This window comes from Curtobacterium sp. MCSS17_011, assembly GCF_003224275.1.
GTDB lineage: Bacteria > Actinomycetota > Actinomycetes > Actinomycetales > Microbacteriaceae > Curtobacterium.
Genome location: NZ_QKLE01000017.1, coordinates 23,331 through 48,189, shown reverse-complemented (window position 1 = coordinate 48,189; position 24,859 = coordinate 23,331). Strand labels below are relative to the sequence as shown.

General features: G+C 69.9%; 27 protein-coding genes and 1 riboswitch. Of the genes, 16 read left to right on the top strand and 11 right to left on the bottom strand.

Annotation, left to right across the window (positions count from 1 at the left end; genetic code table 11):
• The first annotated feature begins 8 nt into the window (after positions 1-8).
• Both ychF and DEJ17_RS12180 read left to right on the top strand, forming a co-directional pair.
• Complete coding sequence (gene ychF, locus DEJ17_RS12185) at positions 9-1,082, top strand: redox-regulated ATPase YchF (protein ID WP_027464533.1); 1,074 nt, start codon at positions 9-11, stop codon at positions 1,080-1,082.
• Positions 1,083-1,105: 23 nt separating this feature from the next.
• On the top strand, positions 1,106-1,873 hold the full coding sequence (locus DEJ17_RS12180) for a response regulator (RefSeq protein ID WP_146239710.1): 768 nt from the start codon (positions 1,106-1,108) through the stop codon (positions 1,871-1,873).
• Between the two features lie 14 nt (positions 1,874-1,887).
• On the opposite strand, the gene DEJ17_RS12175 is transcribed toward DEJ17_RS12180, so the two are convergent.
• Positions 1,888-2,268, bottom strand: coding sequence for a HepT-like ribonuclease domain-containing protein (locus tag DEJ17_RS12175; RefSeq protein WP_110894210.1), 381 nt, complete (start codon positions 2,266-2,268; stop codon positions 1,888-1,890).
• A complete protein-coding gene (locus DEJ17_RS12170) occupies positions 2,268-2,732 on the bottom strand; it encodes a helix-turn-helix domain-containing protein (protein WP_110894208.1) in 465 nt (154 codons plus the stop codon). The genes DEJ17_RS12175 and DEJ17_RS12170 overlap by 1 nt, the downstream gene beginning before the upstream one ends.
• Before the next feature lie 101 nt (positions 2,733-2,833).
• On the opposite strand from DEJ17_RS12170, the gene DEJ17_RS12165 reads away from it, so the two are divergent.
• A complete protein-coding gene (locus DEJ17_RS12165) occupies positions 2,834-3,298 on the top strand; it encodes a phage tail protein (RefSeq protein WP_110894206.1) in 465 nt (154 codons plus the stop codon).
• Between the two features lie 82 nt (positions 3,299-3,380).
• Here the strand turns inward: DEJ17_RS12165 and DEJ17_RS12160 are convergent, their stop codons facing one another.
• Both DEJ17_RS12160 and DEJ17_RS12155 read right to left on the bottom strand, forming a co-directional pair.
• A complete protein-coding gene (locus tag DEJ17_RS12160; protein ID WP_146239709.1) occupies positions 3,381-3,668 on the bottom strand; it encodes a hypothetical protein in 288 nt (95 codons plus the stop codon).
• A gap of 272 nt (positions 3,669-3,940) precedes the next feature.
• The gene (locus DEJ17_RS12155) at positions 3,941-4,552 is read right to left on the bottom strand and encodes an HD domain-containing protein (RefSeq protein WP_110894202.1); all 612 of its coding nucleotides are present in this window, start codon (positions 4,550-4,552) and stop codon (positions 3,941-3,943) included.
• Between the two features lie 139 nt (positions 4,553-4,691).
• Between DEJ17_RS12155 and DEJ17_RS12150 the strand changes: the two genes are divergently transcribed.
• Positions 4,692-5,498, top strand: coding sequence for a hypothetical protein (locus tag DEJ17_RS12150; RefSeq protein ID WP_110894201.1), 807 nt, complete (start codon positions 4,692-4,694; stop codon positions 5,496-5,498).
• Positions 5,495-7,381, top strand: a complete 1,887-nt coding sequence (locus DEJ17_RS12145; RefSeq protein ID WP_110894199.1) for an amidase family protein — start codon at positions 5,495-5,497, stop codon at positions 7,379-7,381. The genes DEJ17_RS12150 and DEJ17_RS12145 overlap by 4 nt, the downstream gene beginning before the upstream one ends.
• Positions 7,382-7,464: 83 nt before the next feature.
• On the opposite strand, the gene DEJ17_RS12140 is transcribed toward DEJ17_RS12145, so the two are convergent.
• Positions 7,465-8,241 (bottom strand): isocitrate lyase/phosphoenolpyruvate mutase family protein, encoded by a 777-nt coding sequence (locus DEJ17_RS12140; protein WP_110860601.1) that lies wholly within the window; start codon positions 8,239-8,241, stop codon positions 7,465-7,467.
• Between the two features lie 111 nt (positions 8,242-8,352).
• Between DEJ17_RS12140 and DEJ17_RS12135 the strand changes: the two genes are divergently transcribed.
• From DEJ17_RS12135 to DEJ17_RS12125, 3 genes are all read left to right on the top strand, one after another.
• Positions 8,353-9,540: a MalY/PatB family protein gene (locus tag DEJ17_RS12135; protein ID WP_258366791.1), complete on the top strand. Its 1,188-nt coding sequence runs from the start codon at positions 8,353-8,355 to the stop codon at positions 9,538-9,540.
• Positions 9,541-9,742: 202 nt separating this feature from the next.
• Positions 9,743-9,949 carry a type II toxin-antitoxin system HicA family toxin gene (locus DEJ17_RS18200; protein WP_110894195.1) on the top strand — a complete coding sequence of 69 codons (207 nt, stop codon included), beginning with the start codon at positions 9,743-9,745 and terminating at the stop codon, positions 9,947-9,949.
• Positions 9,946-10,326, top strand: coding sequence for a hypothetical protein (locus DEJ17_RS12125; RefSeq protein ID WP_110894193.1), 381 nt, complete (start codon positions 9,946-9,948; stop codon positions 10,324-10,326). The genes DEJ17_RS18200 and DEJ17_RS12125 overlap by 4 nt, the downstream gene beginning before the upstream one ends.
• A 28-nt stretch (positions 10,327-10,354) precedes the next feature.
• Here DEJ17_RS12125 and DEJ17_RS12120 read toward each other — a convergent pair whose 3' ends face one another.
• Both DEJ17_RS12120 and DEJ17_RS12115 read right to left on the bottom strand, forming a co-directional pair.
• Positions 10,355-10,540: a hypothetical protein gene (locus DEJ17_RS12120; RefSeq protein WP_017887087.1), complete on the bottom strand. Its 186-nt coding sequence runs from the start codon at positions 10,538-10,540 to the stop codon at positions 10,355-10,357.
• Positions 10,541-10,620: 80 nt separating this feature from the next.
• On the bottom strand, positions 10,621-11,109 hold the full coding sequence (locus tag DEJ17_RS12115; protein ID WP_110894191.1) for a GNAT family N-acetyltransferase: 489 nt from the start codon (positions 11,107-11,109) through the stop codon (positions 10,621-10,623).
• Between the two features lie 68 nt (positions 11,110-11,177).
• On the opposite strand from DEJ17_RS12115, the gene DEJ17_RS12110 reads away from it, so the two are divergent.
• Positions 11,178-12,062: a LysR substrate-binding domain-containing protein gene (locus DEJ17_RS12110; RefSeq protein WP_110894189.1), complete on the top strand. Its 885-nt coding sequence runs from the start codon at positions 11,178-11,180 to the stop codon at positions 12,060-12,062.
• 46 nt (positions 12,063-12,108) lie between these two features.
• Here the strand turns inward: DEJ17_RS12110 and DEJ17_RS12105 are convergent, their stop codons facing one another.
• Genes DEJ17_RS12105 through DEJ17_RS12090 form a run of 4 tightly spaced genes read right to left on the bottom strand, consistent with a single transcriptional unit; the run spans position 12,109 to position 14,008 of the window.
• On the bottom strand, positions 12,109-12,363 hold the full coding sequence (locus DEJ17_RS12105) for a hypothetical protein (protein ID WP_110894187.1): 255 nt from the start codon (positions 12,361-12,363) through the stop codon (positions 12,109-12,111).
• A complete protein-coding gene (locus DEJ17_RS12100; protein WP_110894185.1) occupies positions 12,360-12,842 on the bottom strand; it encodes an FBP domain-containing protein in 483 nt (160 codons plus the stop codon). Before DEJ17_RS12100 ends, DEJ17_RS12105 begins: the two co-directional genes overlap by 4 nt.
• 40 nt (positions 12,843-12,882) lie before the next feature.
• Positions 12,883-13,620: a M48 family metalloprotease gene (locus DEJ17_RS12095; RefSeq protein WP_110894182.1), complete on the bottom strand. Its 738-nt coding sequence runs from the start codon at positions 13,618-13,620 to the stop codon at positions 12,883-12,885.
• A gap of 13 nt (positions 13,621-13,633) precedes the next feature.
• Complete coding sequence (locus tag DEJ17_RS12090) at positions 13,634-14,008, bottom strand: BlaI/MecI/CopY family transcriptional regulator (RefSeq protein WP_110894180.1); 375 nt, start codon at positions 14,006-14,008, stop codon at positions 13,634-13,636.
• 94 nt (positions 14,009-14,102) lie between these two features.
• A riboswitch (glycine riboswitch) is annotated at positions 14,103-14,223 on the top strand.
• 151 nt (positions 14,224-14,374) lie between these two features.
• On the opposite strand from DEJ17_RS12090, the gene gcvT reads away from it, so the two are divergent.
• From gcvT to DEJ17_RS12055, 7 genes are all read left to right on the top strand, one after another.
• Positions 14,375-15,520, top strand: a complete 1,146-nt coding sequence (gcvT, locus tag DEJ17_RS12085) for a glycine cleavage system aminomethyltransferase GcvT (protein ID WP_110894178.1) — start codon at positions 14,375-14,377, stop codon at positions 15,518-15,520.
• Positions 15,521-15,524: 4 nt separating this feature from the next.
• Complete coding sequence (gene gcvH / locus DEJ17_RS12080) at positions 15,525-15,902, top strand: glycine cleavage system protein GcvH (protein WP_110860585.1); 378 nt, start codon at positions 15,525-15,527, stop codon at positions 15,900-15,902.
• Entirely contained in the window at positions 15,899-18,820 is a 2,922-nt protein-coding gene (gene gcvP, locus DEJ17_RS12075; RefSeq protein WP_110894176.1) for an aminomethyl-transferring glycine dehydrogenase, read from the top strand. The genes gcvH and gcvP overlap by 4 nt, the downstream gene beginning before the upstream one ends.
• Positions 18,821-19,380: 560 nt before the next feature.
• A complete protein-coding gene (locus DEJ17_RS12070; RefSeq protein ID WP_110894174.1) occupies positions 19,381-21,009 on the top strand; it encodes an ABC transporter substrate-binding protein in 1,629 nt (542 codons plus the stop codon).
• Between the two features lie 223 nt (positions 21,010-21,232).
• Positions 21,233-22,162 carry an ABC transporter permease gene (locus DEJ17_RS12065; RefSeq protein WP_027464553.1) on the top strand — a complete coding sequence of 310 codons (930 nt, stop codon included), beginning with the start codon at positions 21,233-21,235 and terminating at the stop codon, positions 22,160-22,162.
• Positions 22,152-23,102 carry an ABC transporter permease gene (locus tag DEJ17_RS12060; protein ID WP_110894172.1) on the top strand — a complete coding sequence of 317 codons (951 nt, stop codon included), beginning with the start codon at positions 22,152-22,154 and terminating at the stop codon, positions 23,100-23,102. Before DEJ17_RS12065 ends, DEJ17_RS12060 begins: the two co-directional genes overlap by 11 nt.
• A complete protein-coding gene (locus tag DEJ17_RS12055) occupies positions 23,099-24,841 on the top strand; it encodes an ABC transporter ATP-binding protein (RefSeq protein WP_110894170.1) in 1,743 nt (580 codons plus the stop codon). The genes DEJ17_RS12060 and DEJ17_RS12055 overlap by 4 nt, the downstream gene beginning before the upstream one ends.
• Positions 24,842-24,859: the final 18 nt, after the last annotated feature.

Here is a 24,859-nt window from a genome sequence, read left to right as displayed (position 1 = left end):
CTTCTTCCGTGGCTCTCACCATCGGAATCGTCGGTCTCCCGAACGTCGGCAAGTCGACCCTGTTCAACGCCCTGACCAAGAACCAGGTCCTCGCCGCGAACTACCCGTTCGCGACGATCGAGCCGAACGTCGGGGTGGTGAACCTGCCGGACTCGCGGCTCGACCAGCTCGCTGAGCTCTTCCACTCGGAGAAGACCGTGCCGGCGCCGGTGTCGTTCGTCGACATCGCGGGCATCGTGAAGGGCGCGAGCGAGGGCGAAGGCCTGGGCAACAAGTTCCTCGCCAACATCCGCGAGGCCGACGCCATCGCGCAGGTCGTCCGCGGCTTCACCGACGACGACGTCGTGCACGTGGCGAACAAGGTCTCCCCGAAGGACGACCTCGAGGTCATCAACACCGAGCTGATCCTCGCCGACATGGAGACCATCGACAAAGCGCTCCCGCGGTACGAGAAGACCGTGAAGCTCAAGCAGACCGAGCCGATCGTGCTCGAGACCGCTCGCGAGGCCCGTGCCGCGCTCGAGCAGGGCACGCTGCTGTCCGCCACCAAGATCGACCTGTCGCCGATCGCCGAACTCGGCCTGCTCAGCGCCAAGCCCTTCATCTTCGTCTTCAACGTCGACGAGGCGATCCTGACCGACGAGTCCCGCAAGGCCGAACTGGCCGCGCTCGTCGCCCCGGCGCAGGCCGTGTTCCTCGACGCCCAGGTCGAGTCGGAGCTCATCGACCTCGACCCGGCCGACGCCGCCGAGCTGCTCGAGTCGACCGGTCAGACCGAGTCGGGCCTCGACCAGCTCGCACGGATCGGGTTCGACACCCTCGGGCTGCAGACCTACCTGACGGCCGGTCCGAAGGAAGCCCGTGCGTGGACGATCGGCAAGGGGTGGAAAGCTCCCCAGGCTGCCGGCGTCATCCACACCGACTTCGAGAAGGGCTTCATCAAGGCCGAGGTCATCTCGTTCGACGACCTGATGGAAGCCGGCTCGATCGCCGAGGCCCGCGCTGCCGGCAAAGCCCGCATCGAGGGCAAGGACTACGTCATGCAGGACGGCGACGTGGTGGAGTTCCGCTTCAACAACTGATCCATCGTGAGTAGGGGGATCTCATGAGAATCGATGACCGTGTTTCGGGAGCTGAGGCGAGAGTGCGGCGCCGCATTACCGTCGCTCTGTGGACAGTCGGCGTCGCTGCGATGGCTGCATTCCTGGCGTCGTTCTGGGTCAGGCTCTGGGCAGACGCGGGCGTCACTCCGTTCGGGGTCCTTGGCTTCGTGGTCACCGCCTTCGGGGTGGCACTCGCTGTCGGCATCTACGTTCTGCAAAGGCAAGCGAGCGCCACCGAGGCGCAGATCCAGCGGACGAGGCACCGCCGACTCGAACGTCGGCTGGCGGATGTCGCGCAGGCTCTCAACGACGCTCAGGAGAGCAAGACCGGAGAACGACTCAGCGCATCGCAGTCCGCTCATGCTGGCGAGATCCTGAGCGAGCTGCGAAGCGTCCGACCAGGTCTGGTCCTCTGGGTCGACGACAATCCCGATTGGGTGCGCAACGAACGGCAGGTCCTCGACGGGGTCGGGAATCGATCGGTCCTTGTTCGAAGCACTCAGGAAGCTGTCGACCTGCTCGACGCTGAGAACAGGTTTGACCTGGTCGTAACCGATATGCGGCGACGAGACGAGCTGCGTGCTGGCTACGACCTCCTGAAGGTGATCCGCCAGCGGACGAAGTCGCTTCCCGTCGTTCTGTACTCGAGCTCGGATGACCCGGAGCACCGCAGAGAGTGGATGACGGCGGGCGGAACCGAGTCGACTTACGAGCCCCTGGGTCTCTTCGATGCCATTGCGCGCGCGCTCGATCGCTCGTTATCCAACTGAACGGGTCACTGCCCTCAGTCGACGAGCGCCAGGATGACCGCGGGGATGCGGTGCTCGATCGCGTCCCAGACGATCTCCTTCCGTGCCTTCCGGTAGTCGTGGGACAGGATGTTGCGGGTCTTCCGGACCGCCGCGAGTGACAGGTCGGACGGAAGTCGTGCCTCCCGGTCCTGGGGGATGCGACCGAGCAGGTCATCGAAGTGGATGATGACCGCTTCGGCTGCTCGGTAGGTGAGGCTGCGGGTCGCGTCGAACTCGCTCCGCCCGTGCTCGACGATCTTGGAGCACTCGGCGAGCAGGTCGAGGAAGCTGGCCTGCAGCGACGGCCACCGCTCTTCGAGGGCAGCAGGGTCACGGTCGTTGCGGGGCCGAGGAGTGAACCGGGGAGTCGGCATCACAGCGGCACGGCTTCGTCGAGGACGTGGGCGAAGTGCTCGTCGTCCTCGAGGTCGTCGGTGAGGACGTCGACCTCGAAACCGGTGATGCGCTCGACCTCGTGCGCGAATCCACCGAGATCGAACAGCGATGCCGCGGGGGTCAGGTGGACCAGCAGGTCGATGTCACTGCGTTCGGTGTCCTGCCCGCGGACCGCGGAGCCGAAGACGCGGACGTCGTCGAGGTGGAAGCGCTTCGCCTCGTCGAGGATCGCGTCGGCGTAGATGGCGAGCGGGATGCTCGGGCGGGTGTGGGCCGCTTCGAGGATCCGCCGGAGCGACTCCGGGCGCGGCCGCTTCCGTCCGCTCTCGTACGCCGAGATGGTGGGCTGCTGCATGCCGGCGGCGGCAGCGAGACCGGTCTGCGAGAGACCGAGGTCTTCGCGGGCGGCGCGGATCAACTCCGCAGCACGTTCGATCCGCATGGCGACCTTCCCTATAGCTCTCGACTATAGAGGAGTCGCCCTTGCTGGTGAAGTGGCGTAGTGGGACTAGATTCGGGTCGTCCGAGTGCCCGAGGAGCCCCATGTCGTACGTCGTCGATTTCGTGAACGTCTCCACGGTGGGGCTCGAGACATCGCCGGTGGCGGATGCGCTCGCCGGCCTCCGTGCGAACGAGGCCCGGTACTTCAAGAACAAGTACGACCACGAACTCACCACACGTCCTGCCGCCGAGGCTTGCGAGTTGGTCGAGTACGTCGCCCGCGTACTCGTGGAGGAGCGGGGGCTCGTGATCGCGTCCCCGCCGCTCGAGGCCACCGAAACAGTGGTCGACGGCGTCCGCTGGACCTACGTCTTCTACGAGTCCGGCCTGGCGATCAACGTGCTCTACACACTCGAACCGGGCGGCAAGCGAGCGGTCGGGTTCAAGCTCTCCGACGGCATGGAAGTGCCGGGGGAGCTCGCCGACAAGTTCAAGTTCGCCCGGCAGCGGTCGAAGCTCGCGGGCACGATCCGCGGCTCGTTCTTCGTGATCAAGGGCGAGTACTGACTGGTCACACCAGGGCTGCCCGAGGAACGACGAAGCGCCGCCGAGCGAACTCGGCGGCGCTTCGTGGTGGTGCTGGTGGGACCTAGGCCGCGAGGGCCATCCCGCCCGCCTGCACGGACTGTGCCTGCAGCAGGGTGCGGCTGGCCTCGCCCGCCCAGGAGCGGCCGGGCACGGTCCAGCCGGCCTCGCCGACGGCGTCGAGCCGGGTGCCCCGGGTGACGAAGGTCCCCAGGTCGTCGGCCGCGATGCGGACGAGGTACTCGCGCTGCGAGCGGTCGTCGCGCACCGGGAACTCGGCGATGCGGTCGGGGGTGATCGTCGGGGCCGCGAGTGCGGTCCCGAACACGGTGATTCGTTCGTTGCTGGTCATGGTGCTGTACTTCCTGGTCATTCGGCGCCAGGGCGACTCGGTGTCGGCGGACGTTTCAGTCCAGCGCGACGCATCGAGTGCGGGGCGCGCACGTCGAGTTTCAACGTGCAGCTCGTCCGTTCGGATCGAGCGGTGTCTCGAGTGGAATGCGACTCGGGTGAGTCGGTGTCGAGAGATCGGTGTGCGCGAGTCAGATGGGTTCGCTGCAGTGCACCAACCTGACACTATACGCCCACCCCGCCGAGAAGTCCAGCGAGCGACCGGAACGAGCGTCAGGACGCCAGGAAGGCCGCCCAGCGGTCCCCGCCGAGGGCAACGTTCCCCGAGCCGTCGAGGCGGGCTGCGGCCGAGGAAGGCTTGCGCGAAGCCTGTTCGTGGATCAGCCCGTCGAACGACGCCGAGAAGTCCAGGCGGGGCAGCGCCGCCGTGACGTCCCGCAGGTCGTCCGACGACCACGTGTCGAAGCCGACACCGGAGACGTCGAGCGAGGTCGCCACCTCGAGCAGGTGTCCTTCGGCGTCGAGCTCCGGGTCGACGGACCGCCACATGTGCCGCTCGATGATCTCACCGACCCGACGGGCTCGCACGGCGTCCCACCCGGCACCGAGCGCGAAGACCGAACCCACGGCGCCGCCGGCGTCCTCGAAGGGCACCCGGTGGGCGTCGAACGACGGGGTGACGCCGAGGTCGTGCAGCATCGTCGCGACGAAGAGCAGCTCGGGGTCCGGTTCGAGGTCGACCGTCGGGGCGAGCAGGACGGCCCAGGCCCACGAGCGCAGGCAGTGGTGCACGAGGGCGGGTTCGGACCATGCCCGCACGACGTCCAGTGCGCGCGCAGCGACGGGGGAGGGCGGGGTGAGCAGGGCTTCGACGTCGAGCGACATGGCACGACAGTAGCGGCAGGAACGAGCCGTAACGGGGCGGAAACGTGCCGGGCCAGAACCGGAAACAGCGCCGCGTTAGCTTTCGGATCACTGAGTACCCGCTCAGCACCCCTCCACCCCACCCGAAGGAACTGCGCCCATGCAGCACCGACCACGGCTGCGCCCCCGCGCGACGATCGTCTCCTCGACGCTCGTCGCCGCCGGGGCGTTCGGCCTCGCCGTCCTGACGGCCGCTCCGGCCCAGGCAGCGCCCACCGCGACCACCGCCACCATCGACGCCCCGGCCACCGTGACCGTCGGCACGGCGTTCGACGTCGACCTGACGATCCCGGACACCGCCGACGTCTACGCGTACGAGATCACGCTCGAGGCCGACTCGGTGGAGTACCGGGACGACAGCGTCACCGGCCCGGACGGCGGCTTCGACAGCGTCGAGCAGGACGGCGACGCCCTGACGATCGTGCACACCCGCCTCGGCACCTCGCCGGCACTCGAAGGCGACCTGGCCACCTCGATCTCGCTGACCCCGACGGCCGTCGGCAGCGTCGACCTCGACGTCACGAGCATCACCCTCGTCGGCACCGACGGTACGTCGACGACCCTCGACGACCCGGCGAGCACCACGATCGCGATCGCCGCGGCAGCGACGGCCACTCCGACGCCCGCCCCGAGCGCCACGCCGACCCCGGGAGCGACCACGCAGCCCGGCACCGGCACGGGCGGCGGCACCGGCGACCCGAGCGACCCCACCGACCCGACCAGCGGCGCCACCGCCGTGGCCGCCACCGGCGGGGACGACCGCCCGACCGGCGGCGACCTCGCCTGGACCGGTGCCGACGTCGCCCCGTGGATCGCCGCGTCCATCGCACTGCTCGCAGCCGGCGGCACCCTGATCACCCTGCGGGCCCGTCGTGCCCGCCGCGACCGCACCGGAGCCTCCGCATGACCGCCACGAAGCAGGCCGCCACGAAGCAGGCCTCCCGCAAGCAGGCCTCCAGCAAGAAGCGCACCGCCGTCGCCAGCGCCTCGCTCATCGCCCTCGTCGGCACCGTCCTCGCCGCGACCCCCGCGATCACGGCCGCCGCAGCACCCGCGGCAGTCGACGCCAGCCCCGCCGCCATGCTTGCGCCGTACTACACGGACCTCGACCTGACCGGCGACGACCAGGTCACCCGGGCCGACCTCGCCGTGCTCACCGACCACCTCGGTGCGACCACCGCGAGCACCGACTGGGCGACGGTCAGCGCCGCGGACACCGACGCCGACGGCACCATCACCGTCGCCGACCTGGCCGGGTTGTCCCAGCGGATGATCTACGACGACGGCCCGTTCCAGCTCGTCGAGGCGTCGACCATCGACATGCAGGCCGCGATGAACGCAGGCGTCACCACGTCGGTCGCGATCACGCAGGACTACCTCGACCGCATCGCCGCGTACGACCGCACGAAGGTCGACACCGCGTCGACCGGGCGTGCGCTCAACTCGATCGTCACCACCAACGCCGACGCCCTGGCCGCCGCGAAGACCGCGGACGCCGAGCGCGCGGAGCACGGGATGACGAGCATGCTGCTCGGCGTGCCGATCGCGGTGAAGGACAACTACGACACGAAGGACATGCCGACCACGGGCGGCTGCGGCTGCTGGGACGACAACCAGACCGACACCGACGCCGCCATGGTCACCGGCCTGCGCGACGCCGGCGCCGTGATCCTGGCGAAGGCCAGCCTCGACGAGTTCGCCTTCGGCTTCGTCTCGGAGTTCTCGTCGAACCAGCCCGCCGGCTCGTCGCTCCTGGTCGCCAGCCCGTACAACACGGCGCAGACGGCCGGTGGCTCGAGTGGCGGCACCGGTGCTGCGATCTCCGCGAACCTCGCGGGCATCGGCTTCGGTACCGACACCGGCGGCTCGATCCGCGTGCCGTCGACGTACAACCAACTCGTCGGCATCCGACCGACGGTCGGTCTGACCAGCCGCGACGGGATCATCCCGCTCGCACTGTCCCAGGACACCGGCGGCCCGATCGCGCGCTCGGTGACGGACGCGGCGGTCGCGCTCGACGCCGTGACCGGCGTGGACGCGGCGGACCCGGCGACGAGTGCGCAGGCCGGCAAGGTGCCGACGTCGTACACATCGTCGCTCGACGCCGACTCCCTGCAGGGCGCCCGCATCGGCTACGTGACGAGCATGGTCGGCACGAACGCCACGACGAAGCGCCTGTTCGACGCCTCCGTCGCGAAGCTCCAGGCCGCCGGTGCCACCGTCGTCCCGATCACCGCGACGACGGCCTTCAACCGGGTCCTGTCCGAGGGCAGCGGCAGCACGAACGAGTTCAAGCACGACCTGGACGAGTACGTCGCGAAGCACCTCGACCCCGACGTCGCCGCACGCTCGCTGCAGGGCATCCTGGCCTCGGGCGAGTACGTGCCGAGCCGCAAGAGCACCTACCAGTCGCGTGACCTGATCACCGACGCGCAGTACCAGGCGTGGGCCGGCCCGACGGGGTCGCACACGACGCAGCTCGCCACCGGCAAGCAGCTCGTGACGCAGATGCTCGACGACCAGGACCTCGACGCACTCGTCTACCCGTCGGGAACGCCGTACAGCACGCAGTCGACGAACATGCGCCTCAGCCCGAACACCGGCATGCCGGCGATCACCGTCCCGATGGGCCAGGCGACCGCTGCCGACAACACGATCACCGGCGCCGGCGTGAACCTGGAGTTCCTCGGCCGCTCGTTCGACGAGAGCACGGTCATCGGCCTCGGCTACGCCTTCGAGCAGGAGACGCACGCGCGCACCGCGCCCGCGCTGTACCCGGCGCTCGGTTGAGCTGAGCGGGTCGCGATCGCGACCACGTGACGCGCGGGAGGCCCGGTGCCAGCTGGCACCGGGCCTCCCGTCCGTCCGCTCCGTCAGTTCAGGACCGGGGTGTCCTCCGGTACGACGCCGTCGGCGTACAGGTCGGTCGCCAGGTCACGGAGCGCGCGCAGCGCGACCCGCTGCGTGAGCGGACCGTACGAGATGCGGGCGACGCCGAGTGCCTCGTACTCCGCGGCGGCCAGTGCGCCGGGCAGGCCGATGACCGAGAGCTTGCCGCGGCCCAGACCGGCGACGAGTCGCTCGACCACGGAACGCTCGATCGCCCCGGGCACGAAGACCAGGGCGGCGCCGTTGTCCAGGAACGCCTTGCCGCGGGCGATCGCGTCCTCGATGCTCTCGTCGATCGGGCGCTCGCCGCCGCGCACGATCGCGTCGGTGCGGGCGTTCAGCTGGAAGTCGACGCCCTCGGCCTGTGCCGCAGCGGTGATCGCGGCGACGCGGGCGACCGCCTCGTCGAAGGGCCGCAAACGGTCCTCGACGTTGGCGCCCACGATGCCCGAGCCGATGGCGCGGCGGATCGTCTCGGCGGGATCCTCGTAGCCGTCGTCCAGGTCGGCGGTGACCGGCAGGTCCGTGGCGGCGGCGACGATCGCCGCCCCGGACAGCGCGAGGTCGAGGGGCATGCCGCCGTCCTCGTACCCGTACGACGCGGCGATCGAGTGCCCGGCGGTGGCGATCGCCTTCGTGCCGGGCAGGTCGCTGACGACCTTGGCGGTGATCGCGTCCCACACGTTCACGACGCGCAGGATCTCGGGGGCTTCGTGCAGCTGCTTGAGGGTGACGGCCTTGTCGGCGGTGCTCGTGCTCATGGGGCGAGCGTAGGCCGACGGGGCGGCCCCCGGCCGCGAGCCGACCCGAAGACGACGTGGGATGACGTCGGGAGTCGCGCCGGGCCTCCGGGCAGGGGCATGCTGGGACGCATGGCGAGCGACGAGCAGGACCCGGTCGGCACGCTCCGTGGGGTCCGGACGAGCATCAAGTGGACGCGGTACGCGCCCGACGTGCTGCCCCTGTTCGTCGCCGAGATGGACCACGACGTCGCGCCGGCGATCCGGCAGGCCCTGATCGAGCGGGTCTCGCAGTCCGACCTCGGGTACCTCGACGGCCCCGGGCCGCTCGCTCCCGCCTTCGCGCAGTTCGCGCTGGACCGCTGGGGCTGGGAGATCGACCCGTCGCGGATCCACCTGGCCACCGACGTCAGCGTCGGGATCGTCGAGTCGCTCCGGCTGGCGCTGCCCGACGGCGGCCGCGTCGCGATCACGCCTCCGGTGTACCCGCCGTTCTTCGAGCTCGTCGAAGAGGCTCGATGTCAGGTCGAAGAGGTCCCACTGCTCGAGCAGTGGGGGCAGTACCGGCTCGACCTCGAGGGCCTCGAGCGGGCGTTCGCCGACGGGGTCGGCGTCTTCCTGCTCTGCAACCCGCACAACCCCGTCGGACTCGTGCACGACCGGGCCGACCTCGTCGCGATCGCCGAACTGGCCGCGAAGTACGACGTCCTCGTCATCAGCGACGAGATCCACGCGCCCCTGACCCACCCCGGCGTGCAGTTCACCCCGTTCGCCGCCGTCGCCGAACCACTCGGGGCCCGGAGCGTCTGCGTGACGAGCGCGAGCAAGGGGTGGAACCTCGCCGGTGTGAAGTGTTCGGTCATCGTCGCCGGCGATCCCCGCACCGCCGCGCTCCTCGACACCCTGTGGGAGGAGGTCGCCTGCCGCACGAGCATCCTCGGGCTGCACGCGAACCTGGCGGCGTTCACCCTGGCGACGGACTGGCTCGACGACGTCGTGGCGCGCATCGTGGCGAACGACCGGCTGCTCGCCAAGCTCCTCGCCGAGCACTTGCCCGGGGTCGTCTACACCCGGCCTCGCGCCGGGTACCTGGCCTGGCTCGACTTCCGGGGCATCGGTCTCGGCGACGACCCGGCCATGCCGCTGCGCGAGAACGCGTACGTCGCGCTGAACTCCGGGCTCGGGTTCGGGTCCGAGGGGCGCGGGTTCGTCCGGCTCAACCTGGCGTGCTCGCCGGAGACCCTGCGCGAGGCCGTGTTCCGGATCGCTTCGGCGTACCCGTCGAGCGCGCAGGAGGGGCTGGTCTGGCACGTCGCGTGACCTGCTCCTGACCGGCGCATGCCGGTGACGCGGCCGGGAGGCTCGTCCTCCCCAACTCGGCCTGACTGAAATCAGTCCACCGATCACGGGGACGCTCCCGAACGGCGCTCGTGGGCCGCCACGGTCGGTTCATGGAGCGACACGAATGGCCCTTGTCCAACCGAGATAGGCAAGCTTGCCTAGCAGGGGTTTGCCAACTAGGGTGAAGCGCACGGAGCTGCTCCGCCGGCTCGCTCGGAAGGCTGACGAGAACGACGTCGAGTTCGTGTTCCACCGACAGGGCGGCAGCCATGACCTGTTCCGCTTCGGTCGGAACACGATCGTCGTTCCGAGACATCGAGAGGTGGAGGAGATGACGGCGCGCGGCATCCTCCGTGACTGCGACCGACGAGGAGATGGACGACGATGAGCCGACACACGGTGCGCGCGGAGCGCGGCAAGAAGTACTGGGTGATCTGGATCGACGGCGTGATCCGGACGCAGGCGAAGCGCGAACGAGAGATCGAGCTGATGGCCCGCGACTGGCTCTCGCTGATGAACGACGACCGCGATCCGGATTCCTTCGAACTCGTCGTCGAGGTGGCGATGCCCGAAGCGGCGCAAGCGCACCTGGACCGTGCGGTCGCGCTCCGCGAGCAGGCCGAGCGCGCACGCGTCGAGGCAGCGAAGGAGACGGCCGCCGCGGCGCTGGTCCTGCACGAGTCCGGGCTCACGGTGCGTGAGATCGGACCGCTGCTCCACGTCTCGCACCAGCGAGCCCAACAACTGGTCGCCGCGGCTCGCTGACGGCCCGGGACATCGCGCTGCGCTGCGGTCAGGCCACGTACTGGTTGCGGCCGACGACGCGGATGCGCAGGTCGTCGTCGCGGTCCATCGCGAGGAGCTCGCGGGCCACGAACCCGACGGACGGCCACCGGGACACCTCGGTCACCATGAAGCCGTCGATGAAGACCTGCCACGCGCCGGCCTCGCGGACCGCCTGCACCTCGTACGTCGCCATGCCGCGAGCGTACCGGGACCGGGCCGCCGTCAGTGCAGGCCGAACGTCAGTGCAGGCCGAACGTCAGTGCCGGTCGAACGTCAGCGCAGCTCGAGCGTCATGTGCACGTCGGCCCGCACGTACGGGCTCGGGGCGATCTCGTCCTCGCGCAGGTGCCGGAAGCCGAACGCCTCGTACAGGTGCACGGCGCTGGTGAGCTGCGCGTTGCTCTCCAGGTCGAGGCGGCGTGCGCCGAGTTCGCGTGCCCGGTCGAGTGCCGCGGTGATGAGCTTCCGCCCGGTGCCGTGCCCCTGGTGGTCGGGGGAGACGGCCATCTTCACGAGCTCGAACACGCCGGGGGTGGTGGGCACGACCCCGATGCACCCGATGACCTGTTCGTCGAGCCGGGCGACCAGGACGGCCCCGCCCCGCTCCACGACCCGGCCGACGGGATCGGAGAGGAACACGCGGTCCTCGTCCTCGAGGGTGAAGTACCGGGTGATCCAGGCCTCGTTGAGCGTGCGGAACGCTTCGGCGTCCGCGGGGGTGGCGAGGTCGGCGATGGTGACGGTGGAGGTCGCTTCGGGCATGCAACCATCCTCGATGGACGATGCAGTCACGTCCAATACTCGTTCGCGCTGATCGATACGCTGGGTGCATGGATCGAGAACCCGACGTCGACCTCCGGCAGCTGCGGGCGTTCCTGGCCGTCGCCGACGAGCTGCACTTCGGCCGGGCGGCCGAGCAGCTGCGGATCGCCCAGCCAGCGCTGTCCCAGCAGATCCGGCGGACCGAACGCGCGCTCGGGGTCGACCTGTTCGTCCGGACCAGCCGCAGTGTGGCCCTGACCGCAGCCGGCCGGGTGCTGCAGGGCCGTGCGCGGTCGCTGCTCGGGCAGGTGCGACGGGACCTCGACGAGACGGTGCGGGTCGGGCGGGGCGAGGTCGGTCGGCTCGACGTCGGGTTCGTCGTCTCCGCGCTGCCCCTCGGTCCGATCGAACGCGTGCAGGCGTTCCGCGAGCGCTACCCCCTGGTCCGGGTCGAACTGACCGAGGGGTACTCGTCGACCCTGCTCGCCCGGATCGTCCGCGGCGAGCTCGACCTCGCCGTCGTCCGTGACGCAGACCCGGACCCCGCCGTGCGGCTGCTGCCGTTCCGGTCCGAGGCCTTCGTCGCCGCCGTCCCGCGCGGCCACCGCCTGGCGGACCGCGATCGCATCCGCGGCACCGAGCTGGTCGACGAGCCGTTCGTGTTCTTCCCGGCGGTCGCGGGAGCCCTGGCGACCGAGCGCAACCTCGCGCCGGTCACCGCAGGTGGTCGCCAGCCCGTCATCGTGCAGGAGGCCACGACCTGGGCGACCGTGCTGCACCTGGTCGGGGTGGGCCTCGGTGTCACGGTGGTGCCGGAGAGCGCCGCGCTCGCCGCTCCCGACACGGTGGCGCTCCTGCCGCTCGAAGGCAGCGACCACCGCAGCGAGCTCGCGTGGGCCATGCGCGCCGACGATGACCGCGAGATCCTGCGCAACTTCGTCGCCGCCGACTGACCGAGCCGAGTGCCTGCGAGAACGGAGAGCGGTCGGGCGTCCTCGCTCAGCCGAGCGACAGGACGGGCGCCCGGTGGTCACCGAGTTCGTCGATGCGCCACGGCCGAGCCCCGCGCAACGTCAGCCCGAGCTGCACGAGCACGAACCCGACGTGCGGTTCGACGTCCGGGTCCCACGGCCCCTCGACGCCCAGGCCGAACGCGCCGAGCTCGTCGTCGGCGTCGTCCCGCAGGGTCAGTCGCCACCGGCCGTCGCCGAGTTCCTCGACCACGGCCCACCGGGCGGTGCCGAACCGGCTCACGCCGACTTCATGATGTCCGCGGTGAAGTTCTGCACCCGCTGCAGCAGTGCGGCACCGCGCATCGCGATCGTCGCCGGCGGGTTCAGGTGCGGCGGCGCAGTGCGGATGAGCATCGGGCACCCGAGGTCTTCGCAGATGTAGGTGCCGATGGTGTTGCCGTTGCGCCCGGCCTCACCGGCGCGGGGTGCGGAGAACAGCCGCACCTGGGTGGCGGGCTGTGGTGAGTGGCAGAACGAGCACATCGCGGCGATGCCCGGGCGCAGTGACCCACCAGCGGACCGGACGACGATGCCCACCGGGCGCTCGTCGATCCAGGACACGATGTACCCGCGGCGGGCGGCCTGCGGGTCGCGCCACCCCAGGAACTCACGTTCGTCCCACAGGGTTTCGTGCAGGCCCGGGATCGGTAGCTGCTCGAGCTCGTCGGGGGTGGCGTTGACGAACGAGGTTCGGATGTCGGCTTCGGTCAGTGGCTTCACGGTGCGATCACCATATGCCTCGCCCCCGACACGTGTCCGCTCACGACAGCCTGGAGGCCCGGATCGCGCCGAGCGGACTGCTCCCGTCCGCCACCAGCACCGCCCGGCGCAGGGCGTCGCGTCCGACCCGACGGGCCGCCGCGTCGTCCGCGGCGAACTCCACGAGCACGCGCGTCGACCGCGCCATGGCGCGTGCGCCGGGCACCCACGGGACCGCACGCTCGATCGATTCGGCGACCGCGACCGCAGCCGCGTGGTGCTGGGTCAGGTGGGCGCGTTCGTGGGCGACCACTGCCTCCAGTTCGTCGGTGCGCAACCGGTCTGCCAAGCCGGTACTGACGAGCACGCCGCCGCTCCGACCCGGGACCGCACACGCCAGCGCGTGGTCGGCCTCGACGACAGCGACCGGGGTGCCGTCGATCTCGCGGGGCGGGGCGACGCCTGCGCGCATCGCCTGGCGGACGGCCTCGTGCTCCGGGCCGGGACGCACCCGCACCGCGACGACGAACGCCACGACCGCGAGCAGCGCGACGCCGACGTTGAAGCCGTGCGTGGGGGAGCTGTCGCCGCCGAACAGTTCGGTGACCGGGCGGTCGGCGAGCACGACGAGGGTGATGCCCGCCACGAAGTCGACGGCGCCGAGCAGCACCGCGACCGACCAGCAGACCAGCGCGGTGCGGGGCAGGTCGATCGTCCAGGCGGAACGGGTCAGCACCCGGGGCGCGAACACCACCACCGCGAGTGCGAGGACGATGAGCGCGATGCCGGCGACGACCACGGTGCGCAGCCGGTCAGGAGCGGGCGCGGGCGTCGAGGGCGCGCCGCAGGGCCTCGAGGTCGTCCGAGGCGAGCGACCCGGTGAACTGCAGCAGTGCGGCCTCGCGGTCGGCCGAGGCGGCCAGCGCACTCGACATCAGGGACGCGGTCTGCTCGTCACGGCTGTGCACGGCACGGAACGTCAGGGGAGCGTCGTCGTGCTGCTCGCGTTCGACCTGACCCTTGCGGCCGAGCCGGTCGAGCACGGTGAGCACGGTGGTCAGTGCGGGGCGGGGCTCCGGGAACGCGTCGAGCACCTGGCGTGCGGTGAGCCCGGAGTCGGCGGAGCGGAGTGCGTCGAGCACCGCCTGCTCCAGCTGCCCGCGGGGGCGCGATCGTTGTCCGGCCATCCCGGCATTCTACGAGATGTCGAAGGCCGGACCACGACACACGCTCGTAACGCGGTCTCGGTATGCTCGTCGCGGACAACTGAACACCGGCCGCTCATCCGTCGCGGGAGACGCCGTGCACGTACCTCCGGGTACGTCGTGCCCTCGGGCGCACGCACGGCACCGAAGGAGCAATCCCCCCGTCAATCTCTCAGGTCCCACACCGCAGCGGACAGGCCACTCTGAAAAGCAGACGCTCGGTCGTCTCGCCCACGGTGAAAGCCGCCGGACCTCACGGGCCGCGGTGAAACTCTCAGGCCCATGACAGAGGGGGAGTTCCACCCGGCGATCGTCGCCGGGCCCTGCCGATGCCAGGAGAACTCCGCCATGAGTCCGTCCCCACTGCCCACGCCGGGTCAGCGTTCGTCGCCGCTCGAAGCCGTCCACGAGGCCGCCGGTGCGACCTTCACCGACTTCGCCGGGTACCGGATGCCCGTGCGCTACTCGTCGGACCTCGCCGAGCACCACGCCGTGCGCCAGGCCGCCGGGGTCTTCGACCTGTCGCACATGGCCGAGATCGGCGTGACCGGCCCCGGCGCCGTCGCCTTCCTCGACCACGCGCTCGCCGGGTCGTTCGGGGCGATGCCGGTCGGCCGCGCCAAGTACTCGCTGCTCCTCGCCGAGGACGGCGGGATCCTCGACGACCTCGTCGTGTACCGGACCGAGGGCGACGTGTTCCTCGTCGTCGCGAACGCCGCGAACCGCGACGTCGCCGTCAGCGCGCTCACCGTCCGGGCCGACGGCTTCGCCGTCGAGGTCTCCGACGACTCCGACACCACGGCCCTCGTCGCGATCCAGGGCCCCGCGGCTGCCGGCACGCTCGACGCGCTCGTCGTCGCCGACCGCCTGCAGCCCGAGACCCCGCTCGACGAACTCGGTTACTACCGCGTGCTGCACGCGCTGTTCGACGGTGCCGACGTGCTCGTCGCGCGGACCGGGTACACGGGCGAGGACGGCTTCGAGGTCTACAGCGACCCCGACACCGCCCCGGTGCTCTGGGACGCCCTGCTCGAGGCCGGAGCCGACCGCGGGGTCGTCCCCGCCGGGCTGGCCGCACGGGACACCCTGCGGCTCGAGGCCGGGATGCCCCTGTACGGGCACGAGCTCGGCACCGACGTCCGTCCGGCCCAGGCCGGGCTCGGCCGCGTCGTCGCGAAGGACGGCGACTTCGTCGGTGCGGCGGGGGTCACCCCGTCCGAGGGCGCCCGCGTGCTCGTCGGCCTGGTGACCGAGGGGCGTCGTGCGCCCCGGGCCGGCTACGACGTCGTGCTCGACGGCACGATCGTCGGCACCGTGACCTCGGGTGCGCTCTCGCCGACGCTCGGACACCCCGTCGCGATGGCCTTCGTCGACCCGGCCGCGCTCGCCGCCGTGTCGGACGGGGCACAGGTCCTCCACATCGACGTCCGCGGCTCTGCCGTCCCCAGCACGGTCTCCGCGTTCCCCTTCTACCGCCGCGCCTCGAAAGGCTGACCCCATGACCGACCAGACCGCACTCCAGTACACGGCCGACCACGAGTGGCTGCTCGTCGAGGGCGACACCGTCACCGTCGGCATCACCGACCACGCCGCCGAGCAGCTCGGGGACGTCGTCTACGTCGAGCTCCCCGCCGTCGGCACCGCCACCACCGCCGGTGAGCAGATCGGCGAGATCGAGTCGACCAAGAGCGTCGGCGAGCTCTTCGCCCCGATCGAGGGCGAGGTCGTCGAGGTCAACGACGCCGTCGTCGACACCCCCGACACCGTCAACCAGGACCCCTTCGGTGCCGGCTGGCTCGTGAAGATCAAGGTCGACGGCACCTCGTTCCCCGAGGACCTCATGGACCACGACGCGTACCGGGCCTCCATCGCATGACCGCGTTCGAGAACCTCCAGACGACCTTCGCCGACCGCCACATCGGCACCACCCCGGCCGACCAGCAGGCCATGCTCGACGTCGTCGGGCAGCCGTCGCTCGACGCCCTGGTCCGTGCGGCGATCCCGGAGTCCATCCACGTGGGTCCCGTCGCGGACTCGGTGATCCCGGCCGCCGTCGGCGAGACCGAGGCGCTCGCCGAACTCCGCGCGAAGGCCGGCCGCAACACCGTCCGCCGCGCCATGATCGGACTCGGCTACCACGGCACCCACACGCCCGCGGTGATCCAGCGGAACGTGCTCGAGAACCCGAGCTGGTACACGGCGTACACGCCCTACCAGCCGGAGATCTCGCAGGGCCGCCTCGAAGCGCTCATCAACTTCCAGACGATGGTGTCCGACCTGACCGGCATGGCCACCGCCGGCGCCTCGATGCTCGACGAGGGCACCGCCGTGGTCGAGGGCATGCTCCTCGCCCGCCGCGCGTCCAAGGTCAAGGGTGACGCGTTCCTCGTCGACGCCGACCTGCTGCCGCAGACCCGTGCGCTGCTCGACCACCGTGCCGACGCCGTGGGCATCACGCTGCGCGCGTTCGATGCTGTCGACGGCCCGAGCGACGACCAGCTCGACGGTGCGTTCGGCGTCATCGTGCAGTACCCGGGCGCCTCGGGCCGCATCGTCGACCCGTCGTCCGTGATCGAGCGGGTCCACGCCGGTGGCGGCATCGCCGTCGTCGCAGCCGACCTGCTCGCGATGACCCTGCTCGCCAGCCCCGGCGACCTCGGTGCCGACGTGGCCGTCGGCACGAGCCAGCGCTTCGGCGTCCCGCTCGGCTTCGGTGGCCCGCACGCCGGCTACCTCGCCGTGCGCGCCGGCCTCGAGCGCCAGTTGCCCGGTCGCCTGGTCGGGGTGTCCTTCGACGCCGACGGAGCGATGGCCTACCGCCTCAGCCTGCAGACCCGCGAGCAGCACATCCGCCGCGAGAAGGCGACGAGCAACATCTGCACCGCGCAGGTCCTGCTGGCCGTGATGGCCTCGATGTACGCGGTCTACCACGGGCCCGAGGGTCTGCGGTTCATCGCCGGACGGGTCGCACGGACCACGGGTGCGCTCGCCGCCGTGGCGCGTGACGCCGGGGTCGAGCTCGTGCACGACGCCTTCTTCGACACGCTCACCCTGCGATCCGTCGGTCGCGCCGAGGCGATCGTGGCGGCAGCGCAGGACGCCGGCTACCTGCTGCACGTCGTGGACGCCGACACGTTCCAGCTGTCCGTCGACGAGACGACCACGCCAGACGACGTCGTGGCGCTCGCGGGCGTGCTCGGGGCGGTGGACGTGACCGTACCCGCGACCGAGACCGCCGTGCGCGACGCGGCCACGGGCCTCCCGGCCGCCCTGCAGCGCGAGAGCGACTACCTGACGCACCCCGTGTTCAGCGCTCACCGCAGCGAGACCCGCATGATGCGGTACCTCAAGCACCTGTCCGACAAGGACTACGCGCTCGACCGCGGCATGATCCCGCTCGGCAGCTGCACGATGAAGCTCAACGCAGCGACCGAGATGGCCGCCGTGACCTGGCCGGAGTTCGCGAACGTCCACCCGTTCGCGCCGCGCGAGGACGTCGATGGGTACCTCGACATGATCGGTGACCTCGAGTCGTGGCTCGCCGAGGTCACCGGGTACGACACGGTGTCCCTGCAGCCGAACGCCGGCAGCCAGGGTGAACTCGCCGGCCTGCTGGCCATCCGCGGCTACCACCAGGCCAACGGCGACAGCGAGCGCACGGTCTGCCTGATCCCGTCGAGCGCCCACGGCACGAACGCGGCGTCCGCGGTGCTCGCCGGCATGAGGGTCGTCGTCGTGGCCTGCGACGAGAACGGCAACGTCGACCTCGAGGACCTCCGGGCGCGCGTCGCCGCCAACGCCGACACCCTCGCGGCCCTGATGATCACGTACCCGTCCACCCACGGCGTCTACGAGCACGACATCCGCGAGATCTGCGACGCCGTGCACGACGTCGGCGGCCAGGTCTACGTCGACGGTGCGAACCTCAACGCGCTGCTCGGCCACGCCCGCTTCGGTGACTTCGGCGGCGACGTGTCGCACCTCAACCTGCACAAGACCTTCTGCATCCCGCACGGCGGTGGCGGCCCCGGCGTGGGACCCGTCGCCGCGAAGGCGCACCTGGCGCCGTTCCTGCCCGGCCACCCGTTCGCGCAGCAGGCGGACCGGCGCTCCGGTGCCACCGTCGCCGAGGCGGACGACCGCCTTGCCCACGCCGGTGGTCCGGTCAGTGCGGCGCCGTACGGCAGCCCGAGCATCCTGCCGATCACGTGGACCTACGTCCGGATGATGGGGCTCGAGGGGCTGACCCGTGCGACCGAGGCCGCCGTGCTCGGGGCGAACTACATCGCGGCTCGTCTGCGCGACGCGTTCCCGGTGCTGTACACGGGCGACGACGGACTCGTGGCGCACGAGTGCATCCTCGACCTCCGCCCGCTGCGGGACACCACCGGCATCACGGTCGACGACGTCGCGAAGCGCCTGGTGGACTACGGGTTCCACGCGCCGACGATGTCGTTCCCGGTCGCGGGCACGCTCATGGTCGAACCGACCGAGAGCGAGGACCTGGCCGAACTCGACCGCTTCGTCGACGCCATGCTCGCCATCCGTGCCGAGGCCGCAGCGGTGGAGCGCGGGGAGTGGCCGGCGGACGACAACCCGCTCGTGCACGCGCCGCACACCGCCTCGTCGGTGATCTCGGGGGAGTGGGCGCACGCCTACACCCGCGAGCAGGCCGTCTACCCGCTGCCGGGCATCAGCGGCCGGAAGTACTGGCCGCCGGTGCGCCGCATCGACCAGGCCTACGGTGACCGCAACCTGGTGTGCGCCTGCCCGCCGATCGAGGCGTTCGCCTGATCCCGACCGGCGCCGACCCCCCGTGGTGATCGTCGCACCGCGCACCGCGCACCGCGCACCGTGCCCCGCGCCTCGTGCCCCGTCCGGTTCTCCGGGCGGGGCACGGTCGTGTCCGGGCGGGGCAGGTCGCGTTCGGCCAGCCCGAGCGGTCCCAGGCGGTCACAACACCCCGCTCAGTTCCGGCGAGTGGTCACGGACCGTCGCCAGAACCCGCGCCGACCGACAGTTCGCGACCACTCGGCGCGCCACCCACGGCAGGTCCTGACCGCTCGACGCGGCCCCCGAGCCGTACCCCTGAGCGATGCTCGTCCGTCCCCCGGCTTGCACAGAAGTGTGACGGAGTGCAACAGATTTCATTCAGATGCAACAAAAACGCACCCTTCACCGGCACGCGCCCGAATGTTGCATCTTCTCGCAAGGATCGTGCAAGTTGGTTACCGGCGTGTAACCGTTCGCCCCTGGGTTTGGACGCCGCTGTTCACCTTGCCTACAGTGCAGAGGTCAAACGCGCCCGGGTGACACCGCTGTGCCCTTGCGCGTCCCATGCACCAGGAGGAACCTTGATCAAGAAGCGCGCCGGGCTCTCAGCCCTCGCCGTGCTCGGGGCCACAGCACTCGCCCTGACCGCCTGCTCCAGCAACAGCTCGTCGAACGGCGGTGACTCGGGCTCGGCGAACGCGTCCGGGATCGTCACCACGAACGGCAGCGAGCCGCAGAACCCGCTGATCCCGTCGAACACCACCGAGACCGGTGGCGGCAAGATCATCGACTCGCTCTTCGAAGGCCTCGTCTCGTACGACGCCGACGGCAAGCCGGTCAACGAGGTCGCGAAGAGCATCGACACCGATGACTCCAAGACCTTCGACATCACGCTGAACACGAACTACACCTTCACGAACGGCGAGAAGGTCACGGCCGAGTCGTTCACCAAGGCGTGGAACTGGGCAGCCCAGAAGTCGAACGCCCAGGGCGCCAGCTACTTCTTCGAGAACATCGAGGGCTACAACGCCGACAAGGACTCCGAGCTCACCGGCCTCAAGGTCGTGGACGACGACGAGTTCACCGTCACGCTGAAGTCGGCGCAGTCCGACTTCCCGCTGTCGCTCGGCTACTCGGCGTTCGTGCCGCTGCCCTCGGCGTTCTACGACGACACCAAGGCGTTCGGTGAGAACCCGATCGGCAACGGTCCGTACAAGCTCGACGGCAAGAAGGCCTGGACCCACAACCAGTCCATCAAGCTCGTCACCAACAAGGACTACGAGGGCAAGCGCAAGCCGAAGAACGGTGGTCTCACGATCACGTTCTACGCCTCGCAGGACACCGCGTACTCCGACGCCCAGGGCGGCAACCTCGACGTCCTCGACGCCGTGCCGGACAGCGCGTTCAAGACCTACAAGTCCGACTTCCCGGACTCGAACGTCAACCAGCCCGCCGCGATCTTCCAGGCGATCTACCTGCCCTACTACCTCGACCACTGGAAGGGTGAAGAGGGCAAGCTGCGCCGCGAGGCCGTCTCGATGGCGATCAACCGCAAGCAGATCACCGACAAGATCTTCGACGGCACCCGCACCCCGGCCAAGGACTTCACCTCCCCGGTGATCGCCGGTTGGAACGACGACCTCGATGGTTCGGACGTCCTCGACTACGACGAGTCCGAGGCCAAGAAGCTCTGGGCCGAGGCCGACAAGATCTCGAAGTACGACGACACCCTCACCATCACCTACAACGCCGATGGTGGCCACGAGGCGTGGGTGACCGCAGTCACGAACTCGATCTCGAACACGCTCGGCATCAAGGCCGAGGGCAACGCGATCCCGACGTTCCAGGAAGCCCTGGACCTGCAGACGAACGACAAGCTCACGGGCGGAAGCCGGACCGGTTGGCAGGCCGACTACCCGTCGCTGTACAACTTCCTCGGCCCGACCATGGGTGAGGGCTCGTCGAACAACTACTCGCGGTACGACTCCAAGGAGTACAACGAGCTGCTCGCCGAGGGCCGTTCGGCTGCGACCGTCGAAGAGGGCAACAAGTCCTTCGACCAGGCTCAGGAACTCCTGTTCGAGGACCTGCCCGAGATCCCGCTCTGGTACTCCAACGTGACCGGTGTCTGGAACGCGGACAACGTGTCGAACGTCAAGTTCGGCTGGAACTCGGTGCCGCTGTACTACGACATCGAGGTCAAGAACTGATCCAGGTCTCCTAGAGACCGAAGCGCGAGCAGGTATCCTGCCTCGCGACCACCGGACGGGGGTTCGGGGACCACACGGTCCCCGAACCCCCGTACCGCGGCGGTAGTACCTTCCCCCACACCGCGGGCGCCCTCCCGCACCGGACTCCGTGCCGACCCTCGGACCGTCCAACCCTCACCACAATGAACCTGATCGACATCGCTCCGGACCGGGCAGTGATCTGATGCTCTGGTACCTCGGCAAGCGCCTCCTGCAACTCATCCCCGTGTTCTTCGGGGCCACGTTCCTCATCTACTTCCTGGTCTTCTCGCTGCCCGGCGACCCGATCGCCGCGCTGTTCGGCGACCGTCAGCCGTCGCCGCAGGTCATCGAGACGCTGCGTCAGCAGTACAACCTCGACAAGCCGTTCATCGTGCAGTACCTGCTCTGGATCGGCGGCGTGTTCCGCGGCGACCTCGGTGTCACCTACTCCGGTCTGCCGGTCAGCCAGCAGCTCGCGTCGGCCTTCCCGATCACCGCGCGCCTGGCGATCCTCGCGCTCGTGTTCGAGGCCGTCGCCGGCATCGTCGTCGGCGTCATCGCGGGTCTGCGCAAGGGCAAGCTGTTCGACGCCACCGCGCTCGTCGTGTCGCTCCTGCTCATCTCGGTGCCGACCTTCGTCGTCGGGTTCGTGCTGCAGTACGTCTTCGGCATCAAGCTCGGGCTGTTCCGGGTCACCGTCTCCGGCGAGGCACCGTGGAGCGAACTCGTCCTGCCGGCGATCGTGCTCGCATCGGTGTCGTTCGCGTACATCGTGCGTCTGACCCGAGCCAGCGTCGCCGAGAACATGAGCGCCGACTTCGTGCGCACCGCCACGGCCAAGGGCCTGCCCCGTCGTCGTGTCGTCGGAGTGCACATTTTCCGGAACTCGCTGATCCCCGTGGTCACCTACCTGGGTGTCGACATCGGCAACCTGATGGTCGGCGCGATCGTCACCGAGGGCATCTTCAACATCAACGGTGTCGGCGGCACGGTGTTCCGCGCCGTCAAGCTCGGCGAGGGTCCGACCGTGGTCTCCTTCGTCGCCGTGATGGTCATCATCTTCATGCTCGCCAACCTCCTGGTCGACCTGCTCTACGCCGTCCTGGACCCGAGGATCCGCTATGCCAAGTAACGCCGCACCCCGTTCGGCGACGCACTACGTCGCCCCGCTCGAGGAGACCCCGCTGCAGGCGGTCGACCAGGTCAACGAGGACGAGAAGACCCGTTCCCTGTGGACCGACGCCTGGGAGTCCATGCGGACCCGCCCGACGTTCTGGGTCTCCTCCATCCTGATCCTGCTGATCATCGTCGTCGCGGTCTTCCCGGGGCTCTTCGCCCACGTGGACCCGCGGGCGTCGAACCTGGACAACAGCGACGGCGGACCCGAGGCCGGGCACATCCTCGGATTCACCCGTCAGGGCTCCGACGTCTACGCCCGCGTGATCTGGGGGGCCCAGAACTCGCTCATCGTCGGCATCGTCGCGACGATCCTGGTGTCGATCGTCGGCATCGTGATCGGGTCGCTGGCCGGTTTCTACGGCGGCTGGCTCGACACGATCGTGTCCCGTATCGGAGACATCTTCTTCTCGATCCCCACCGTCCTCGGTGCGATCGTGATCATGTCGGTCATCCCGGCGCGGAACGCGATCACCGTCGCGCTCGTGCTCGCGGCCTTCGCGTGGCCGCAGATCGCCCGCATCATGCGTGGCGCCGTGCTGAGCGCCAAGCAGGCCGACTACGTCATGGCGTCGGCGGCCCTGGGCGTCAGCCGGTTCCGGACGCTCGTGCGCCACGTCATCCCGAACTCGCTGGCTCCGGTCATCGTGGTCGCGACCGTGTCGCTCGGCACGTTCATCGTCGCCGAGGCGACGCTGTCGTTCCTCGGTATCGGGCTGCCCCCGTCGGCCCTGAGCTGGGGCCTCGACATCGGTACCGCCCAGACGTCGATCCGCACCAACCCGTCGACGATCTTCTGGCCGTCGGCAGCCCTGTCCATCACCGTGCTCGCGTTCCTGCTCCTCGGTGACGTGGTGCGCGACGCGCTCGACCCGAAGGCGAGGGCCCGCCGATGAGCGAGACACTGACCCAGACGAGCAGCAGCCGCGCCGGCGGTTCCGGCGCACCGCTGCTCGAGATCACCGACCTGCAGGTCGGCTTCAAGACCCAGAGCGGCCTCGTGCAGGCCGTCCGCGGCGTCAACCTCACCCTCGAGCAGGGCGAGCGTCTGGCGATCGTCGGCGAGTCCGGATCGGGCAAGTCGACGAGCGCCCAGGCGATCATCAAGCTGCTGCCCGGCACCGGTGAGGTCACCGGGGGCTCGATCAAGTTCAACGGGCGCGAGCTCGTCGGGCTGAGCGACAAGGAGATGTCGGAGATCCGCGGGAAGGAGATCGGCTACGTCCCCCAGGACCCGATGTCGAACCTCAACCCGCTGTGGTCGATCGGCTTCCAGGTCGAAGAGGCCATCCGTGCGAACGGCATGGCGACCGGCAAGGCGGCCGTCCGCGCCCGTGCGGTCGAGGTCCTGCAGGAAGCCGGTCTCGGGGACGCCTCGACCCGCCTGAAGCAGTACCCGCACGAGTTCTCCGGCGGCATGCGCCAGCGCGTGCTCATCGGCATCGGTCTGTCGAGCCGCCCGCAGCTGCTCATCGCCGACGAGCCGACGAGCGCGCTCGACGTGACCGTCCAGCGCGTCATCCTCGACCACCTCGAGACCCTGACCCGCGACTTCGGCACCTCGGTGCTGTTCATCACGCACGACCTCGGGCTCGCCGCCGAGCGTGCCGAGAAGCTCGTCGTGATGTACAAGGGCCAGGTCGTCGAGGCCGGTCCCTCGAAGGAGATCCTGGCCAACCCGCAGCACCCGTACACGCAGCGCCTCGTCGCGGCGGCACCGTCGCTGGCCAGCCGTCGCATCCAGTCGAAGGTGCAGCACGAGCGGGTCGACATCGCCGACGCCGGCAACGACGACGCCGAGCTGATCGCCCGGGCCCAGGAGCGCGAGCACCGTCCGGCCGAGGACCTCATCGTGGTGAAGAACCTCGAGAAGGTCTACAAGCTGCGCGGCAAGAGCCTCGCAACGCGCGAGCTCAAGGCCGTCGACGACGTGTCGTTCTCGATCCAGAAGGGCACCACCACGGCGCTCGTGGGCGAGTCCGGTTCGGGCAAGTCGACCGTCGCGAAGCTCGTCCTGCAGCTCGAGAGCATCACGAGCGGCACCGTGCAGTTCGACGGCATCGACATCGGCGCGCTGAAGGGCAAGGACCTCTTCGACTTCCGCCGCCGCGTGCAGCCGGTGTTCCAGGATCCGTACGGCTCCCTGGACCCGATGTACAACGTCGGGAACACGATCGCCGAGCCGCTCGCCACGCACAAGGTGGGCGACAAGGCATCGCGTCGGGCCCGCGTGCTCGAGCTGCTCGACCAGGTCGCGCTGCCGAAGTCGATGGTCAACCGCTACCCGAACGAGCTCTCGGGTGGCCAGCGACAGCGCATCGCCGTCGCCCGCGCGCTGGCGCTCAAGCCGGAGGTCATCGTCCTCGACGAGGCCGTCTCCGCGCTCGACGTGCTCGTGCAGGGCCAGATCCTCGACCTGCTCACCGAGCTGCAGACCGAGCTCGGCCTGACGTACCTGTTCATCACGCACGACCTCGCGGTCGTCCGCCTCGTCGCGGACAACGTGTGCGTCATGCGCCGTGGGCAGATCGTCGAGAAGGCGACGACCGACGAGGTCTTCGCCGCCCCGAAGGAGCAGTACACGAAGGACCTCCTGGCCGCCATCCCCGGTGCCGGGTTCGAGTTCGGACGCTGATCCACCTGGACACGAACG